Here is a 16,093-nt window from a genome sequence, read left to right as displayed (position 1 = left end):
GAATGCGCTGGCCGCTCGCTCCGGGCGGGTCGGCGCGCGGTGCTGGTTGGGTCAGCCGCACTTGGGCGCGCTCTCGCTCGCGCCCGTTGGGCGCTCGCGAAGGCGCGAGCGAGAGCGCGCAGTCGGTGCTATCGGTCGTCGACGTCGTCGGAAAACCGCGATGTATGAGGCATCGCGGTGGCGGCGCGCGAGCGCCTTCGGAGTTAGTAGACTCCAATGTCTAGTAATAACTCAAGTCGAAAGGTCGTTACGGTCGATGAACAGGCATTCGAGAACGTGGCCGAGGAGGCGGTCGACGAAAACGGCTTCCCGGTCGTCGACGAGACGCCGGAGTTCGAGGCGACGGTCGAGGAGGAGACGCAGGCGAAGGTGGATGCGAACCACCCGGACGGGATCGCGGACACGAGCGAGGACCGGATTCACAGCGTCACCCTCGAACAGGAGGAGCGCATTCACGCACGGGAAGCCGAACTGGAGCGCATCAGTGCCCAGGCCGAACTCGGGACGCAGGATGGTCGGGAGCAGCGCACGCGGGCAGTCGCGGCGAAGCGGAGTGCTGAGCGCCGAGCCGAATTCCAGACGCGGGCGGCAAGCGTGGACCCACGAGTCGATCCCGACCGGGATGACCCACGCACGAAGCTCTCCCAAGACGAACTGGCGACGGTGAACACGGAGGCCAACAGACTCGCAGAGCAGTTGGATGGCTGGTCTCGTGCAGCGATCAGTCGACATCTCGCCGACGCGGTCATCGGCGGGACAGACATGATGAGTGCGGTCGTGAAGGTGTTCGAGGAGTTACAGACGGCGCCAGGACAGGTGATTCCCATCGGGAAACTCGAAGATGTCACTCGCAAAGAGGTGAGTATCGAGGGTCAAATCGAGGTGCTCTGGGAGAGTGATTCGCCGGCCATCGCGCAAGTCGGACTAATTGCAGACGACAGTGGAAAAACGAAAATAACGATTTGGGAAAAATCAGATGCCCCGTGGGTCGCAGAGGGAGAACGCGTTCGCATTCACGGCGCAGCCCGGAATTGGTACGAAGGACGTGTCTCACTGGCCGTCACTGGCTGGTCAACCCTTCATTTCCCCGAGCGCGGTCGGTGGTGGGCATAGCCGGTCGTCGCACCCCTTTTTTGCTGGTGTGTACGCGGTCACCGCCACCTCCCACCACCTCCACGGTCCGGGCTGCTCGCGGCGCATAGCGCCGCTTCGCTGCCGGGCTTTCGCCACCACACACCATCGGTGTTAGCGCCGAACCGTGTAGTGTGTATGTGCCCCCTGATGGGTGAGGGGCATCCCGAGAGACGCGATCCCCATGAGTCCCCTCGTGCGTATCAATGGCAACCAGAGACATCTACGAGACGAGCTTCGACGAGGACGTCCAGACCGACGCGGAGTCGAATCAGTGTCCCGAGTGCGACGGGCAGGTCATCACGAACACAGTCGAAACCATCTGCGAGGAGTGTGGGCTCGTCATCGACGAGCAGCGGATCGATCACGGGCCAGAGTGGCGAGAATTCGACGACGGCCGTGAACGGACTGGCGCTCCGTTAACGGCAGCGCGACACGATCGGGGGCTGTCGACAGAAATCGGCCGCGGGTCCGATGCGAACGGAAACGAACTCTCCGGCCAGAAGCGACGCCGACTTACTCGGATGCGCCGTGAACAGACGCGTGGGCGGTTCCAGTCGAAAGCCGAACGCAACCTCGCACACGGGCTCAGTGAAGTCCGCCGGATCAGTAGTGCGCTCGAACTCTCCGAGACGCTCCGTGACCAAGCCTGTCGACTCTTCCGGAGCGCCCAGAACGAGGACCTCCTCCGTGGGCGGTCGATCGAGGCGATAGCCGCTGCGAGCGTCTATGGGGCCTGCCGGTGTAACGGGCGGCCGCGAACGCTCGATGAGATTACTGAGGCGGCGCGCCTCGAGCAGTCGCGGATCACAAACGCGTATACGACCCTGAACACGGAGCTTGGCCTCCCGGCCCAGCCTGTGACCCCCAGTACATTTGTCCCACGATTAGCGTCAGATCTTGAGGTCTCTGATCAGGTCCGGCAGCGAGCTCGACAGTTGGCGGAGGCATCCGAATCGACCGGGGCAACAACAGGAGTTCAGCCGTCCGGATTCGCCGCAGCCTGCCTGTACAAAGCGGGACTCGAACAGGGGAGGTGGCTCACTCAGTCGGACGTCGCTGAAGTTGCGGACGTCTCGGTGGTCACCGTACAGACCCATCGCGACACTCTCAACGAATTGGCTGTGTAGAGCCCACGCTATTACACCGTGTTCTTGTTAGATGAGTGATTTGAGAACCACCGTTTAAATTCGAAAACGAAGCATGATACGATCAGACTACTCTATGACCGGGCGTTACTCTGACGATGAAGCCCTCCGGCCGATTGGCGAAGCGACCCATGTTCCCGACGACCGACTCGCCAGTAGTGATGAGCCTCGACGGCAGCGATCTGAGAGTATCGATTCGGGCTATCCAGATACCCCGACAGCGACTGAGACCGAGTGTGCGTCCTGTGGCGCGTCGATCCCCGCCAGCCAGTCGAAGTGCCGGTTCTGTCTCACGAATTATCTCGGTGACGAAGCCATCGAGACGAGCCAAGCATCAGATCTAACGCTCCTCGGCATCATCCATCTAGTCGTCGAGTCGACCACGTTCTACGGCGCCGTCGCGAAGGGCGGGGCCGCGGCAACCCTCCTCACTGCCAACGAGGCGGAGCCGGCCGTCGACGACTATACACTCATCTACGACCTCAACGAGACCCTAGCGCGCCAGGTGACAGACCGATGGCCCTCACTCCCCGACGCGGTACAGGTGTCATCAGAAGAGGGAGCACAGCTTCTCAGCGCCGCCTGTGACCGAGCAGGGTGGCACGGGCGAGAAACATCAGAGCGTCAGGAGCAGGTTCAGACGCCGCTCTACGACCAGCGTGGGGCCGGCATCCGTGAGGAGACACGTCTCAAAGCGATCGTTGATGAGGCTAACGACGAGCTGTGGCTGGTCCCAGCGATCGCCCTCACCGCGACAACAAGCGAGCGCGACTCACAGAGTCGACCGTCGCCAGTACCGACGACAGACCGACTCGAATGTCAGGGCTGCGGTCGAGCGACCGACCACCAGTTCGATACTCCTGAATCGATTCCTGACGAGACGTGGTCGGGGCAGCCGATCTGGGAGTGTCGGAGATGCGGAACTGCTCGCTACGGGCCGGCTCCCGAGTAGGGCAGGCAGCAACCAATTGATGGGTGTCACAGAAGTATTCGGCCACCTAGGTCAGACTTCACTCCAGCCGATTGGGCCGGTCAATTGCTGGCCATCTCTGAGACCGCTGCCGGTGTCGTCCTGCTCGCGTTGCTCGTATTCGTGTTCGGCCGGCGAGCAACACGATAAACAAATAGACGAGATCTCGCTTAATTCGCACACTCGTTCTCACGGCTGATTCGTCCGCGAGATTGCGAAACAAATAGCGTGGCAAGAGTTCTATGACGCACAGAAGCGGATTAACCAACACAGACTGGAGGTTTTCGAGTCATGTTGGTTAATCGGCTGCCCACCGGCGACACCGAAGAGTATGACACCGCGATGTCTATCCGCGCCAGCGAGCCCTGAGGCGCTTCCGATGGATCAACACGTCAAGCAGGGCTACCGGATGCATTGCGCGCTCAGTAACCTGAATCGGCTAGATGTCGACCGACTCGACGACGCAGATCAGGAACGCATCGAACGAGCGAGAACTCTTCTAAAGGAGGTGAGCCTGCTCACTCAACCGGCCGACGGTGACGGAAGGGACACCCGAGTAGATTCCTGACCGACGTCTCCGGTCCGTTCACTGAGGGCTGCGACCTATTTTGTCGCCCCTGGAAGGGGTGCGGGGGCGTTCCCGCGTGATCCAGAGATGGCGACACTACAAGCTGCGACGACATCGACCGGCGCAATCGTATCGAATCCACAGGCAGTCCGTGAACTCTGTGAGTCCCACTGCTTCGGGACGCTTGACTGGGAAGTCACCGAAGACGGAGAACTCACCATCTGGGGACACGACGACTTCGAGGTGTACGAGGCACGGGAGAACGGCCTCCCAGACTACGAGGGCGGCATCGTGACCCACGAGTTCTTACAGGAACTCGCTGGTCATCTCGAAGGTAACGAGGAACTCGATATTCAGACGGCCGGGTTCACCAAGTGCCGCTTCCCAGTCTTGGCGAAACGGTACGTCGTTCGCGACGGGGAGGTCCTCCACGCGGACCTCAGTTCCCCCAACCCGATCGACGAGTAGTGTTGTTCGTCCCCCAAGAGGGGTGCGGGGCGACACGCGACATGCGTCGTCCCGTGGAGTGATTTCGAATGGGTCACCGCGCACTTGTTGCGTACGAACGGACAGACGGACAGTACACGCTCCACTACTCTCATTGGGGGGCGGCAAACCTGAAGCTCAACCATCGAATCTCGGCTGCGTCGCCGTTCGGTGGCGAGGATACCGACTCCAGGTGGGCGAAACAGCTCCTCGCGGAGTTGGTCGATGGCCTCGAGGCAGATGCCGTCGACGGCTACCTGGTCGACGAGGACCGGCCGTCGACGATCGTTGAGCCGAAGCCCCGCGCTACCGGCCTCACGCTCGAGGAGATCGTCGCTGACCACCTCGACTACCTCCATCACGAGGCGTTCTACGTGGTGTCACCGACGTTCAAAGTGACCGCCTATCGGACGCTGTGGTTCGGGCTACAGTACGACTCGGAGACAGTCGAAGAGGGCGAGACAGTCGGGAACGGCGCGCTCGCGACTGTCCGCTGGGACGACGGTGAGCCAGTCGGCGATGGTCACCTACAGGGCCAGTTCGCGGCCCTCAAAGACGTCGTCGGTGACATGCTCGACAAGGGCGTGTTCACACCGTCGGCGGCGAGGCAGTACCTGAAACGAAAGCTCGCTGAGCGGGTCGGCGATCAACAGGAGCTGCTCATTCCGACCGGAGAGTCTCCTTTCGAGAAGGCGAGCCAGAACCACTCTTAGTACGATCTGCTGAAATCCTCAATCACTGATGGTTTGCTGAGGCCGTGCTGAATACAGCGCGCGAGTCGGTCAGCGCCATCATCACCGTTTCACGATCAAACCATACTCGTCTCAGCGGTGGGTGCGCAACCCCCACAATATTTGAACGTCGCCGGAGACAACATCACTGATGCCCTCCATCATCGATGAGACCGTGTTTGGCGAGCCCTCCAGAGAGCTTGGACTGGTTTTCCTCTGTGGCGCACTTCTGATAGCCGGGCAGCAAGCGTACTACGTCATTCTAAAAGGGGCAACGCTCTACTATGCCACACTATTTATTGGTGCTGGGATGGCCCTCTCCGGCATTGCCGAGTCCTTGCCGAAATCTCGACGACGGGCTTCTGGTGCCCTGCGACTCACAGCGATCACTGTACTGGCGAGTATTCTCGTGATCGGCTTCGCCAGGCCTGAGCTCCTCTTAATATGATTAAGCCTGTTGAGTTGTGTTTACCGCTCTTGTAAGGAGTTCATTCGGACGGAGGACTCATTGGGAGTGACCGAAAAGACAGGAGGTGAAGTTGCTACACGCACCCTCTATATTCACACGCGGCATTTGTCAGGCCCTGAGGGTTACAACAGAGCCTCCTAATTCGATCTGCTTCGTGGCAGCTGCTGTTTTTCAGGGGCCAAAATAGGTGAGCCCCGCCGTAGGCTCGTGATTTGATGACCGACGAAACAGCTGACAACCCATTCGACGATTGCGAGTTAGCCCCCGATGCGATCCTCGGGACGCACACCTTCGAGGACGTCCTGTTCACCGACGAGACGGAAACCCCGGTGAACGCCCTCACTGGCAAAACACCAGCACATTCGCAAGCGACCGTCGAGGAGGCCACAGAGTTCGCGGCGAGTATCGACACTGACACGCCACAGGTCGCGCTTCCGGCATCGGTTGAGACGCAAATCGAGACCCAGAGCAAGCCCTACACGGGGGCCGCATTCTTCCACTTCAAGGCGACCGGGTCACTCGAACTCCATCGTGCCTATCACGCCGCTTACGACTCCGACGCGTTCAACGTTGACTTCGAGGCGGACTACGAGTCCGGGGATCTGACCATCAGCGTCGACCGAGCAGACGAATCCTGAGAACCGACCGCCAGCACGAGTTTTTCGAGCGCCGGCGATGGGTGCCGGCGCAGTAGGAGCGAGCGGACAACGGCTCCGGGTGCGTCGGCGTTTCGAGGTGTTCGAGATGCACATCGTGATTTACACGCTGGTAGAGGCATCGACCCACGACGACGCGCTGGCCACCGGAAAGACGGTGTTCGATCAGCTGGTTGGCGCAGACCCGCACGCTAGCGCCGTCTTCGATTACTATGTGACCTTCGATGAGGAGGACACGTCCGTTGCGGGGAAGGCTCGCTGGGGTGAGTTACCGACTGCGGCTCCGGTCGACTCCGATGACGGCCAAGACCTGCTTGAACGTGGCTGGGAAGCGACAAACGAAGCGTTCGAGCGGAACCTTGAGCGAGTGAAGGACGCGCTCAACGAGCTCTCCGACGAGGCGATCATGCGGGACAGAGACCTCGCCCGCCACGCGTTCCATCAGGTTGGTGCGTACGACGGGCCGACGATCTTCCTGTACGATGAATACGCGAACGGCATTCGCCACCGCGGACAGCTAGATCGAGTGCTTGAAGCAAGCGAGGAGCTCTGGATCGTACCCGCCGACGTCCACTTCTAACAGAGGTTACGAATCACAAACTGGCGGCGTGAACGTCGTACGCCGACGTTCGTGTATCAAAACATCGAGGTCGGTTCGCGAGCCGTCCTGTATCGAGCCCCCGACTCCTACCGGTACAAGTGGCGTGGCGGAATCCTCATCGGTGAAAAGTCAGCAGATGGAATAAACGTTCAGCGCTGGTTCGACTGCCCAGACGGAGGTAGAAAGCTACATAGTACACAGTCTACGACACTAAGCACTGATTAAGTGTAATTCTAGTGAATATAGTCCATTAGATAAGACAGCTGCCTTCTCAAAGGTTTTAGTCAGTCGGTCACAAGTGGGTGTATGGAATTTGACTTCGCCCGCTCGGTGGGCCCACTCGTCGTAATTGTCGCTATTGCGACAGCCGCACTTACAGCAGTAATGACTCCATCAACAGTCTTCATGATGGTCCTACCCTCAATGATCGGCTTCTCGATCATCGCGTTCTTCCTAGGAATGAAACACGGTGAATTTCAAGCTAGGCCGTAACAGTCTCGCTCTTCGTACCCAAAATCAACAATTAAGTCCACCCCCGTGGGCCACTCCGATTCGGTGTAACAGCAGTGTTCGATAGACACACCAACTCAGCAACCAGATTATCAGTTCGGTTGGAATCCTATTCTTCTAATATATTCTCAACTGAAACAGCGGGTCGATGAGAGTTGCGTATTGACCGCTGGAATGCCTACTAGTTGGCCTTGTTTGACGCAAAAGTCAATCGAACGGAGTAGCCACTCTTGATGAGTGAAATCAGCCCCTGAAATGTGGTTAGTTCAACTGTATTTCAATCGGAGCTACTGGCGTCCCAGTATGACCGGTCTGCTGTTGGGGAATACCTAGAAGTATTCTTCAACGACGAGCGCTCCAGCAACCCCGAGAAGCCCCCCAATGAAGAGTCGCATTCCATGGGGTAGGCTATTCTGCATATGCCCGAGCAACGACCGTTCTACTCCACTACCAGACACAAAGAGGTTAGTCACCGCTACTCCAAGAATTGCGTTTCCGATGATAAAGACGAGTCCTCCGATCAAGAACCCCATGACGACGCTTCCCGGAGTGTACTCTCTCGTCGTCAAATAATACGCGATCACTACACAAGCAAGGGGAATCCCAACGGAAAATACGAATCCCCCGACAGTCATAATTGGTTGCGACCATGTCTCTATGTAGGCGTTGCTTGCCGTTGAGGACATCAGTTCTTGCGGAACAACAAAGAGCAAGATAGTGGTAAGCAGAAGAAACAACGCGCCGAATACACCGATACCGGTACCAATTTTGACGGGTTTCTGTTCATACATAGATGGAAACTGAGACTACTGAGTAATAAACTACAGGGCAAGCTATCTATTATGATAATACAAACCTAGTATTGGGTTCTATACCTGCTCTACTTACCGCTAAGCAATTCGTCTGTACTGAGCGATCAGGGCTGTAAACTATCAAATTCCAAGTAGTTCGACAGAGTCAGCCGTTGTTTTTTCCGGGCAGGAACGGGTGGCCCGGGTCAACCGGGTCGGTCCAACGATGAGCCTGGAAGTACTCAACCGACACAGTGAGGCACTGTTCGAGTTCCTCTGGTGTCCCGTCTGTGGGCACGAGATATTCACACACATTCCCTTCGAGGGAGTGTTCTGCAAGAACTGTAACACAGAGGTTGTACTCCGAGAGTCCCGAGAAACGCGCGGGTACGAGGAGGCCATCCTCGCCTGTTTCGATACTGCCCCGACGTGGAACCTCCACGTCGACGAAAAGCTCCGACGCGACTTTCCAGATGGGTCGGCACGGGTGAAGGTCTTCGGCGCACCGGACGACTACGAGGTCGACTGGTGGAGTCCAGAGCCTGATGAGTACTGGCAGCCAGTCGAACGGGGCGAGTTCGACGACATCGAGGAGCCAGACGACGTGTCACATCTCGCGTAGCGGCCGTCGGGTCAGTCGTCGCGACGAGTTTGTTGATGCGCCGGCGATGGGTGCCGGCGCGCTCGTGCCGGCGGTGATCGATGTCGACTCGAAGTCAACTCCGATTCGTCCAACGAGTCGAACAGCCCGATGAAAGCGAAAGCGACGACGAGCGGATCGCGCAAGTGTACCGCCATTCGGACGGCTACCCCCAAACTGTTCTTCAAGATCTTGCCGAACTGAAAGAGCTCCTCGATGCGACTCGCACCGAACGCGGTCCAGCCTACACGGCAGCGACGTTCGTGTTTCTCGACAAGCTCTCGACGGTCGACCTGTATCTGGACGGCAGTCCGGAGCGAACAATCGATGCGGCGCAGCCAGCAGACCTCCTCGATCCGGCCAATATGGAGCACCTCGACCAACCGCTGTTCCTGCTGGGCCACGGTATCGAGGATCCAGCTGGCGGCATCCACGGCGACGAGGAGTACCTCTACGTCGTGGAACTCCCGACGACGAACGCATTCGACGAGCCGGCCGAGTGGACGGTCAAGGTGAGCGGCCACTCCGCGTTCCCCCGCTGGGACGGCCCGACCGACGAAGCGTTCGAGCAAGCGAGGTGGCAGTTCCACGGGTCACTGGACGACGCGCTCACTGAACTCGTCGCCAAGCCGGCGTGAGAACGCGACGAATTAGATGATACCGCCGATAACGAGGAGGCCGATGAGGGCCAGCAGCGTTGCGACGACGCCTCCGCCAGCGAGGACCTTGTTCTCCATCGCCTTCTCGTGGATCGGCATAGCGGCGTACTCCTCGCGGAACGCCTCAAGATTCTCGTCGTCGTAGAAGTACTTCGTCTTCAGCGCGAATCGCTCGGTGACCGCACAGCCCGTACAGACCGGCTCCTGCTCAAGCCGTTCGGTTTTGATGTGGCTATCGCAAGCGATCGCCCCGCAGTTCGAACAGTACGTGTACGCCTCGTCGACACCGCTGGTCTCGCAGTGGACGCAGCGATGGATGCCATCCTCGGCGGTGACCCGCGAGGGGCCCGCTGCGTAGTATTCGTAGGGGTAGGTGTACTCTTGGAGGTCGGTCGTCTGTCGAACCTCGGGGAGATAGACAGGTTCGATCGACTGGACGGAGATGTCCGAGCGGTTGGGCTCGCAGGTCTTGTTGTAGGTGACGTTGTTGTCGCCGGTGTAGGTGACCGTCGTCGTGTGGTGGTCTTGGAGCCGGTCGACGGCCCACTCCTTGTACTCCGTCTGGGTCTGTCCGAACCGACCCTCTTCGATATCGTCGAACACCTCGGCAAAGCGGTCGATGTCCAAGTCGACCGTCGCGTGGAGGTTCTCCGTGACTAACGTCGCGACATCGTCGGCAGCGACCTGCGGCTGCCCGCGTTCAGCGTGGACAACGAACTGCGTCCGCTCGTTGATCCGGTGGATGACGCCGACCGACGTTTCGAAGACCGCGTCCGTGTCGGCGGTGACCGCTACGACCGGTCGAAACGTCGCATCCGAGCGGGGCGGCGGTAAGTCAGCCGCCTTGATATTCTCAATGTCGCGGAACGCCTCCGTGACGGGCGCGGCGACGTCGGCCGCGGGGTCGTACGGCCGAAGCGTGTCGTCACAGAGGATTTCGATCCGACCGTTGTAGAGATCGAGACCGATATCGTCGGCAATCTCTCGGAGGTTCTCGCCGTCGAGCAGCTCGATTGGATACGGGTCGTCGTTCTGCTGTAACCGTTGAGCGTACTCTTGGGCGGGATTGGTGAATCGGCCGGTTGTGGCGACCATCCCGCGCTTCGGGCCGTCGAAGTCGAACGTGGCGATCGCCGAGTGAAGCTTTTGGACGACCGGTCGCCCGACGGTGTCCGTGTGCTTGCACTCGACGATGATCGCGCGCCGAGTGCCGTCAATGACCTCCTCCATGATGACGTCGCGTCCCTCGTCAGCCGTCTTCTCAGCCTGACGGACGTTTTCGTAGCCGAGGTTCCGGAAGACGTCTTCCATCACGTCCTCGAACTCGAACCCCGAGAGGTCGTCCAGTACAGCCATCCCAATGTACCTGAACAGTACGTTCGAACTGTCAAATACGTTGCCGAACGCAACGCCGCTCTGTTTGTTGGGCCCCCGAGAGGGGTACGTGGGTCACCGCTCCCGCGACGGGACGGTGAGTGGGAGCACACAATGCCCCACGTCGAGGGGTATCCAGACAGAAGTGCTTGGGAGCCGTTGTAACGACCCCGTCAAATACGTCGGGGCTCGTCAGGGGAAGCGAGATATCACTACTCGCACGCCACGATCGTGTCTGTGAGCAATTCGGAGGTGCGTTCAGCGATCATTCGATCGTTATGCTTTGTTGAATCCGATGACGGCACGAGGATCACGATAGCTGAAGGAGCGATTATGTCGCTCTTTACTGCGGCTGTTATAGATCGATCCACTCGAAGAGATCTACCTTCGCACTTCTCTGCTGAGATTGCTTCTTGGGATTCCCCTGAAGGCGATACTGAATCGACACTATTGTGGCCCAATCCCAACGCCTTCTGCGGATTCAACAGAGCAGATCGTTACAAGGCACCCGTGTGGGTAGAGTCGGTAGCCCACGGCGCATCTGTGTAATCGTCCGCCAACAGCACGTAGGAACAGTCGTTAGGGATCATGGGCACCTCATTGCGAATCCGTCGGGCCACGTGGAAACGATTTGCCGAGAAAGTCAATTGTTACTGAGAATACTGCCGGCAGAGTCAATCAAACAAGTAGATTCGAGAGTGACCGAAGTGGCGGTTTCTCTATGAAGTTCCAGTTGAGTCCGAGCAGGAGCAGGAGTCACTCAATCGGTGGTCATGACAAGTGGCCCACGCGGCGGTCCTCAAGGAACTGCTGCATCCGTTTGAGTGCCGCCTACGCCTCCGCTCAATTCTCCTGTAAGTTCAACACCGTGGGCTCCAGGAGCCCTAATTTATCGGCCAAGAGACTGCCCCCGAAACCCACCAGATCCGCCTTTGCGGACGCAAAGTAGGTTTTTCGCCTGGAAAATGCCACCACTCGAACGCAAAATTCTCAACGTTGCTTTATCACCAGCGACCCTTGATTGACCTGTAGATATGAAACCACAACGACGGCGGATCATACGGGAAGAGCTGTTGCGAAGTATCGCGTGGGCCGGTCTCGGAATTGTTGGATGGCCAATCGTAATTTCGGAGGTGACATGGTTAGAGACGACGACCCTGACGGTCTTCGGTCTCCCCGCGCTCACGTGGGCATTATTGACGACAGGCGCAATCGCCATCCGCGGTGCGACATCCACAGATTTACACGTTCAGACACCGAGTTCTCTCCACATAAGCCTCCTTTTCGGGGTCATGCTAGGCGGCGTCGCCGCAGTGTACCTTGCCACAGCGGGCGGGTACTCTACGCTGTGGAGTATTGCTGCGTATGTTACAGTGACTGGTATTACGATCTTCTGGTACTGGCTCATGGAATCGGATACCGTTGATACGCCAACGACGACGTAGTTCCCTCCCGGGGGTAGCGACTTCGGAGTAGTGAAACGCAGACTCGTCTACCAATCCGAAACGCAAATATTTCCAGAACGATTTTTGACCACCAGATGTCACTCCCTCCGTGGATATCCGAGCAGTTGCCGGAGAACGGGAGGGTGAATACAAAGCTCACGCAACGGCACGTCGTCGAGACGATGTATCAGTCCGACCGCCCCTTCTTTTCACTACAGCAGATTCAACAGCGGCTCAAACCGGATGTCTCGAAGGTTACTGTCCGCAACCGGTTGGACGACTTGGAAGACCGCGGGATTGTCGCAACAGACCCCCTTGCTGACTCACTGACTCTGTATTATATCGACCATCCGGAATCAGAGTGGCCGCTCTCACCAGCGGGAGAGCGAGCATTGAACCGAGAGTCGGCCGAAACAGGGAACCCATTCCGTGAATTCCTCCAGCATCCACTAGTCAATCGGGTCTTCCGTGAAGAGCTCCTGCGGAGTATTGCGTGGGCTGCAATCGGGTTGTTCGGTTGGGCAATACTCGTCAGCTCATCCGGTCAGCTGCCCGCTACCATCTGGACGGTCGTCGGACTCCCGATTCTCACGTGGGCTTCTCTCACAGTCGGAACAATTGGCGTTCGGCTGATGACTGGCAACAACCTCCGAGTTCAGTCTACGGAGGGACTGGATACCATCTCGCTTGGTGGTGTTGTATTAGGTGGGTTCTGGGCCGTGTTCCTGATCGTTGTTCTGGACTGGTCCCCTCTGGTGACAAGTGGACTGTATCTCTTCGTCACGGCTACCTATCTGGTCTTTTACAAGCGGGTGATCCGTCCCCGATTTGATGCGTCCGTCGAAGATTGACTAGTTTTCGCGCCCATTCTAACAGCTAATCCAGCCTGGATAGAACACACGAAGTATACTAACTTCGCTCCCTAAGTCTTGTAGGATACTTATCAGAGACGCTCTTCCGTAGGAGATTGTTGATACAGTCTCTGGGTTTAGGTTTCATTCAGTAAGTAGCCGTCAAAGCTGCTGAGTCGCGCGTTCTCAATTTGCTCAATTCACCGCAAAATCGCAAGACAGCTCTTCATCAACAATGTGCTACACATGAGCGTTCCATCATTAAGGGACTATTTTCGGTATCACACCAGCTATTGTCAATACCCAGTAGAGGTTATTGGCGCTGTGGGCAATAATCGTCCCGGTGAGGTTTTCAAACTTAATACGCATCCCCGCGTACACGAATCCCGACAGCGTCGCAGAGACGAGCCCTGAAACACCTCCAATTAAAATGTGGATTCCACCGAAGAGTACACTTGATCCGACGATGGCTATTCCCACGCCATATCTAGACCGAAGCGCATCAAGAGCTACACCCCGGAACAGGTATTCCTCGACAACCGGTGCGATCACAACAGAACTGAAGATGAAGATGGCAGCTCCGATCGAGGAATTAAATGAATCAGTGGTCCCACCACCGCCACTAATCACACCTACCACAAATGTGGCTACCGGATCGAATATGAGTATAGTCACCAGTATCGCAATAACTGTGACACCTATCTCCCGCCGTCCCGGGACGTGAGTCGGAAGAATCTCAGCTGTGGTTGTCGGCGATAGCTGCTGGAGAAGTAACGCGACGATCAAGATGCTTACCAATGAGTAGATGCCAGTCGCAAAGCGTGGGACAGGCGACTGACCGCCAGTCGCCGTAAACACAACAGTAAGTACAATTGTTGTGAGAAAGAATGGGGCTACCACTACACCGATCCATCGCCAAAGGCTCACTCGAATGAGGATATCCTCTCTGGAGGGTTGGTTGGGGGCCATGCGACTGTGATTTTGTAGACTATGGATTAAAGTAACGCTCTCTAGGCTCGGGTCTCATCCAGTAGGTAGCCGTCAGAGCTGCTAAATCGTCTGTTCTCGATCTGCCCAACCCACTGTAGAATCGCAAGACGACTTTTTGCCAACAATGGAGGGCGCCATAGAACGGTTGGCACACTTGTGTTGCTCCTCTGGAATCGTCCAAGACAGGTGATTCACTGACCACGAGTGTAGAAGAATTGTGAGATGATAAATACAAACGCAGCGGAAAAGAAGATTCCCATCGTTTCAATCGCTAACTCACCGATAGCCCAATACTGGTACGAGAGAACAATAAAGCCCGCAAGAAGAGCCACTGCGAACCCGTTTCTGTAACTTCTCGCTTTACTGGCATCAAAGTCCGAGTCTAAAACTCCTTCTGCCATTCCCATGTTCGATATATATCACAGTCAGTGTTAAATATTTCTCTAGAAATACACTATCGTATGTTCAGTTCACAGGTTCATTCTGCTAGCTGATTCAGCTAGATGAGGCTAAAAACGAGACCTTGTAAAGTATTCTATGACGCCCTCAACAATGTTCTACTCATGATTATTGGTCCATATCTGAAACACCACTATCCTAAGAACTCCAAGATATTGGCGTCACTTCATGCTTCTACCACGGTGTTTTGGACGGCTGGGTGGAGTTTCGATTGTACATGTTTCTCATGGCTGAAGTACCTCTTAGGACGATACTGATGGCTGTGTGTTCAGGCGGTAGATCAAGCGCAGGACAGCCAAGAAGATCACAGCCGTGATCACGAGGGCGAGATATGACGGCAGATCTATGACGGATGCGAGAATACCGAATACGAAGGTGGCAATGCCGACTCGGAGGATCGTATTCCCCGCCATATCTTGGACGATGTCGTCAGACACCTTTGATGTGGATTTGCTGTAACCGGCCAGTAACCACGTCCAGCCAGCAAATTTGATGAGTACACCAAGGAGCGTGACAAACGCTCCACTTGCGATCCATTCGATGGCAATGGAGCCTCCATCGAGCATGTTCACCGATTCAACCCCTGTCTAAAAGAATCGGTCTGGACGGTCTCAGCAGTTGAGACGCTGCCTGTTTTTATAATCCGTGGCTGAACAAATACAGTATCGTGGGGCAGTCGGATCGGCTCAACGAGATCACACAACTGCTCGGGGATAAATGCGTCCAGACGATCCTCAAAGAGACTAGTCAAGAACCTATGTCCGCAGCTGAACTCAACGAAGCCTGTACAGCATCACGGGCTACGGTCTATCGTCGGCTTGATGAATTAACTGACTGTGACTTACTTGTCGAACAGACAAAGCCAGACCCAGAAGGGCACCATCACACCGTTTACGCAGCGACTCTAGATCGTGTGATGATTGACTTCGTTGACGGTGAATTCGAGGTAACGGTCATGACGCAGCAACGTGCCGCAGATCGATTCACGAACTTCATTGAGGGTCTCTACAATGAATAACCTACTTCTCATTCAGGTGGGTAATCTGTCTTCGACCGACATTCTTCTCCTCCTTTCGGACTATCTGACGATCGGAATCGGACTTATCATCGCATACATCGCCTACCAAGGATATAGCCGGAACAACAGTCGCCCGATGTTGTACATCGCAGTTGGGTTTGTCCTAACCTTTGGGGGGCCTGGAGTTATTTTCCTTGCCTCACTGGTGATTCCACTCCCATCACTTGTCGTTGGTGTCGCGACACGGCTCGTTGAGATATTGGGTATGGGAACGATACTATATGGGTTCATTGTACCATCGCAACGCTTTGCCTGATAACGAACACACTGGGAGCCGAAACCTCTCTGATGGGGAATACGTGAGCTACCTAGCCCAAATTGTTTTCTGGCAACCGGGGAATGGTCCCAGACAGAGACGGTGTAACCCGCAACATGACTGATAAGCCCTCCACGTCTTCCCCAGCCACCACTCGCCGGCGTGTTATCGTGGGTGTCGGTGCGGCCCACCGCAGGAGCGGTCGTTTCCTCCGCGAACACAAAGGCAGAATCTCCGCAGACAGATTCAGTCGTGGGAGCGAAGGCACGACAGGGATAGG

At 56.7% G+C, this 16,093-nt stretch carries 22 protein-coding genes; 16 read left to right on the top strand and 6 right to left on the bottom strand.

Annotated features, from left to right (window positions below; genetic code table 11):
- Positions 1-216 precede the first annotated feature (216 nt).
- The 11 genes from BN903_RS06150 to BN903_RS06105 all read left to right on the top strand — a co-directional run bounded on the left by BN903_RS06150 (position 217) and on the right by BN903_RS06105 (position 7,252).
- Positions 217-1,113: a DNA-binding protein gene (locus BN903_RS06150; RefSeq protein WP_048076893.1), complete on the top strand. Its 897-nt coding sequence runs from the start codon at positions 217-219 to the stop codon at positions 1,111-1,113.
- Positions 1,114-1,337: 224 nt separating this feature from the next.
- Complete coding sequence (locus tag BN903_RS06145) at positions 1,338-2,261, top strand: transcription initiation factor IIB family protein (RefSeq protein ID WP_048076892.1); 924 nt, start codon at positions 1,338-1,340, stop codon at positions 2,259-2,261.
- A 94-nt stretch (positions 2,262-2,355) separates the two neighbouring features.
- Positions 2,356-3,231, top strand: a complete 876-nt coding sequence (locus tag BN903_RS06140; RefSeq protein ID WP_079890591.1) for a hypothetical protein — start codon at positions 2,356-2,358, stop codon at positions 3,229-3,231.
- Between the two features lie 397 nt (positions 3,232-3,628).
- Complete coding sequence (locus BN903_RS06135; RefSeq protein WP_048076890.1) at positions 3,629-3,817, top strand: hypothetical protein; 189 nt, start codon at positions 3,629-3,631, stop codon at positions 3,815-3,817.
- Between the two features lie 87 nt (positions 3,818-3,904).
- On the top strand, positions 3,905-4,285 hold the full coding sequence (locus BN903_RS06130; RefSeq protein ID WP_048076889.1) for a hypothetical protein: 381 nt from the start codon (positions 3,905-3,907) through the stop codon (positions 4,283-4,285).
- A gap of 68 nt (positions 4,286-4,353) precedes the next feature.
- Positions 4,354-5,016: a DUF6735 family protein gene (locus BN903_RS06125; protein WP_048076888.1), complete on the top strand. Its 663-nt coding sequence runs from the start codon at positions 4,354-4,356 to the stop codon at positions 5,014-5,016.
- Positions 5,017-5,185: 169 nt separating this feature from the next.
- Positions 5,186-5,482, top strand: a complete 297-nt coding sequence (locus tag BN903_RS06120) for a hypothetical protein (RefSeq protein ID WP_048076887.1) — start codon at positions 5,186-5,188, stop codon at positions 5,480-5,482.
- A gap of 236 nt (positions 5,483-5,718) precedes the next feature.
- Entirely contained in the window at positions 5,719-6,141 is a 423-nt protein-coding gene (locus tag BN903_RS06115) for a hypothetical protein (RefSeq protein ID WP_048076886.1), read from the top strand.
- A 106-nt stretch (positions 6,142-6,247) separates the two neighbouring features.
- Positions 6,248-6,739, top strand: a complete 492-nt coding sequence (locus BN903_RS06110) for a hypothetical protein (RefSeq protein ID WP_048076952.1) — start codon at positions 6,248-6,250, stop codon at positions 6,737-6,739.
- A 12-nt stretch (positions 6,740-6,751) separates the two neighbouring features.
- Complete coding sequence (locus BN903_RS17970; protein ID WP_079890590.1) at positions 6,752-6,985, top strand: hypothetical protein; 234 nt, start codon at positions 6,752-6,754, stop codon at positions 6,983-6,985.
- Between the two features lie 81 nt (positions 6,986-7,066).
- Positions 7,067-7,252, top strand: coding sequence for a hypothetical protein (locus BN903_RS06105; RefSeq protein WP_048076885.1), 186 nt, complete (start codon positions 7,067-7,069; stop codon positions 7,250-7,252).
- 347 nt (positions 7,253-7,599) lie between these two features.
- Here the strand turns inward: BN903_RS06105 and BN903_RS06100 are convergent, their stop codons facing one another.
- Entirely contained in the window at positions 7,600-8,061 is a 462-nt protein-coding gene (locus BN903_RS06100) for a hypothetical protein (protein ID WP_048076884.1), read from the bottom strand.
- A 226-nt stretch (positions 8,062-8,287) separates the two neighbouring features.
- On the opposite strand from BN903_RS06100, the gene BN903_RS06095 reads away from it, so the two are divergent.
- Together BN903_RS06095 and BN903_RS06090 are read left to right on the top strand one after the other, a co-directional pair.
- Positions 8,288-8,683: a hypothetical protein gene (locus tag BN903_RS06095; protein ID WP_048076951.1), complete on the top strand. Its 396-nt coding sequence runs from the start codon at positions 8,288-8,290 to the stop codon at positions 8,681-8,683.
- A gap of 80 nt (positions 8,684-8,763) precedes the next feature.
- The gene (locus tag BN903_RS06090; RefSeq protein WP_048076883.1) at positions 8,764-9,339 is read left to right on the top strand and encodes a hypothetical protein; all 576 of its coding nucleotides are present in this window, start codon (positions 8,764-8,766) and stop codon (positions 9,337-9,339) included.
- Positions 9,340-9,351: 12 nt separating this feature from the next.
- Here the strand turns inward: BN903_RS06090 and BN903_RS06085 are convergent, their stop codons facing one another.
- Both BN903_RS06085 and BN903_RS16525 read right to left on the bottom strand, forming a co-directional pair.
- A complete protein-coding gene (locus BN903_RS06085; RefSeq protein WP_048076882.1) occupies positions 9,352-10,716 on the bottom strand; it encodes a restriction endonuclease in 1,365 nt (454 codons plus the stop codon).
- Between the two features lie 1,267 nt (positions 10,717-11,983).
- The gene (locus tag BN903_RS16525) at positions 11,984-12,142 is read right to left on the bottom strand and encodes a hypothetical protein (RefSeq protein ID WP_154018055.1); all 159 of its coding nucleotides are present in this window, start codon (positions 12,140-12,142) and stop codon (positions 11,984-11,986) included.
- Between the two features lie 132 nt (positions 12,143-12,274).
- Here BN903_RS16525 and BN903_RS06075 point away from each other — a divergent pair, with 132 nt between their 5' ends.
- Positions 12,275-13,030: an HTH domain-containing protein gene (locus BN903_RS06075; protein WP_048076880.1), complete on the top strand. Its 756-nt coding sequence runs from the start codon at positions 12,275-12,277 to the stop codon at positions 13,028-13,030.
- A 261-nt stretch (positions 13,031-13,291) separates the two neighbouring features.
- Here BN903_RS06075 and BN903_RS06070 read toward each other — a convergent pair whose 3' ends face one another.
- The 3 genes from BN903_RS06070 to BN903_RS06060 all read right to left on the bottom strand — a co-directional run bounded on the left by BN903_RS06070 (position 13,292) and on the right by BN903_RS06060 (position 15,045).
- Positions 13,292-13,999: a CPBP family intramembrane glutamic endopeptidase gene (locus BN903_RS06070; RefSeq protein WP_048076879.1), complete on the bottom strand. Its 708-nt coding sequence runs from the start codon at positions 13,997-13,999 to the stop codon at positions 13,292-13,294.
- A 212-nt stretch (positions 14,000-14,211) separates the two neighbouring features.
- Complete coding sequence (locus BN903_RS06065) at positions 14,212-14,427, bottom strand: hypothetical protein (protein WP_048076878.1); 216 nt, start codon at positions 14,425-14,427, stop codon at positions 14,212-14,214.
- A gap of 294 nt (positions 14,428-14,721) precedes the next feature.
- Positions 14,722-15,045, bottom strand: a complete 324-nt coding sequence (locus BN903_RS06060) for a DUF3784 domain-containing protein (RefSeq protein ID WP_048076877.1) — start codon at positions 15,043-15,045, stop codon at positions 14,722-14,724.
- A gap of 101 nt (positions 15,046-15,146) precedes the next feature.
- On the opposite strand from BN903_RS06060, the gene BN903_RS06055 reads away from it, so the two are divergent.
- Together BN903_RS06055 and BN903_RS17270 are read left to right on the top strand one after the other, a co-directional pair.
- The gene (locus tag BN903_RS06055) at positions 15,147-15,497 is read left to right on the top strand and encodes a winged helix-turn-helix domain-containing protein (RefSeq protein WP_048076876.1); all 351 of its coding nucleotides are present in this window, start codon (positions 15,147-15,149) and stop codon (positions 15,495-15,497) included.
- The gene (locus BN903_RS17270; RefSeq protein ID WP_052334928.1) at positions 15,490-15,813 is read left to right on the top strand and encodes a hypothetical protein; all 324 of its coding nucleotides are present in this window, start codon (positions 15,490-15,492) and stop codon (positions 15,811-15,813) included. The genes BN903_RS06055 and BN903_RS17270 overlap by 8 nt, the downstream gene beginning before the upstream one ends.
- The last annotated feature ends 280 nt before the right edge of the window (positions 15,814-16,093 follow it).

It is taken from the genome of Halorubrum sp. AJ67 (genome assembly GCF_000513435.1).
Note: the sequence above shows the minus strand (reverse complement) of the source record. Positions and strands in the feature narration are given on the sequence as shown.

What these genes read in the sequence shown, in the direction of transcription:
- BN903_RS06150 (WP_048076893.1), top strand. Translation starts at nt 217, where the DNA reads ATGTCTAGTAATAACTCAAGTCGAAAGGTCGTTACGGTCGATGAACAG.
- BN903_RS06145 (WP_048076892.1), top strand. Translation starts at nt 1,338, where the DNA reads ATGGCAACCAGAGACATCTACGAGACGAGCTTCGACGAGGACGTCCAG.
- BN903_RS06140 (WP_079890591.1), top strand. Translation starts at nt 2,356, where the DNA reads ATGACCGGGCGTTACTCTGACGATGAAGCCCTCCGGCCGATTGGCGAA.
- BN903_RS06135 (WP_048076890.1), top strand. Translation starts at nt 3,629, where the DNA reads ATGGATCAACACGTCAAGCAGGGCTACCGGATGCATTGCGCGCTCAGT.
- BN903_RS06130 (WP_048076889.1), top strand. Translation starts at nt 3,905, where the DNA reads ATGGCGACACTACAAGCTGCGACGACATCGACCGGCGCAATCGTATCG.
- BN903_RS06125 (WP_048076888.1), top strand. Translation starts at nt 4,354, where the DNA reads ATGGGTCACCGCGCACTTGTTGCGTACGAACGGACAGACGGACAGTAC.
- BN903_RS06120 (WP_048076887.1), top strand. Translation starts at nt 5,186, where the DNA reads ATGCCCTCCATCATCGATGAGACCGTGTTTGGCGAGCCCTCCAGAGAG.
- BN903_RS06115 (WP_048076886.1), top strand. Translation starts at nt 5,719, where the DNA reads ATGACCGACGAAACAGCTGACAACCCATTCGACGATTGCGAGTTAGCC.
- BN903_RS06110 (WP_048076952.1), top strand. Translation starts at nt 6,248, where the DNA reads ATGCACATCGTGATTTACACGCTGGTAGAGGCATCGACCCACGACGAC.
- BN903_RS06105 (WP_048076885.1), top strand. Translation starts at nt 7,067, where the DNA reads ATGGAATTTGACTTCGCCCGCTCGGTGGGCCCACTCGTCGTAATTGTC.
- BN903_RS06100 (WP_048076884.1), bottom strand. Translation starts at nt 8,061, where the DNA reads ATGTATGAACAGAAACCCGTCAAAATTGGTACCGGTATCGGTGTATTC.
- BN903_RS06095 (WP_048076951.1), top strand. Translation starts at nt 8,288, where the DNA reads ATGAGCCTGGAAGTACTCAACCGACACAGTGAGGCACTGTTCGAGTTC.
- BN903_RS06090 (WP_048076883.1), top strand. Translation starts at nt 8,764, where the DNA reads ATGTCGACTCGAAGTCAACTCCGATTCGTCCAACGAGTCGAACAGCCC.
- BN903_RS06085 (WP_048076882.1), bottom strand. Translation starts at nt 10,716, where the DNA reads ATGGCTGTACTGGACGACCTCTCGGGGTTCGAGTTCGAGGACGTGATG.
- BN903_RS16525 (WP_154018055.1), bottom strand. Translation starts at nt 12,142, where the DNA reads ATGAGCCAGTACCAGAAGATCGTAATACCAGTCACTGTAACATACGCA.
- BN903_RS06075 (WP_048076880.1), top strand. Translation starts at nt 12,275, where the DNA reads ATGTCACTCCCTCCGTGGATATCCGAGCAGTTGCCGGAGAACGGGAGG.
- BN903_RS06070 (WP_048076879.1), bottom strand. Translation starts at nt 13,999, where the DNA reads ATGGCCCCCAACCAACCCTCCAGAGAGGATATCCTCATTCGAGTGAGC.
- BN903_RS06065 (WP_048076878.1), bottom strand. Translation starts at nt 14,427, where the DNA reads ATGGGAATGGCAGAAGGAGTTTTAGACTCGGACTTTGATGCCAGTAAA.
- BN903_RS06060 (WP_048076877.1), bottom strand. Translation starts at nt 15,045, where the DNA reads ATGCTCGATGGAGGCTCCATTGCCATCGAATGGATCGCAAGTGGAGCG.
- BN903_RS17270 (WP_052334928.1), top strand. Translation starts at nt 15,490, where the DNA reads ATGAATAACCTACTTCTCATTCAGGTGGGTAATCTGTCTTCGACCGAC.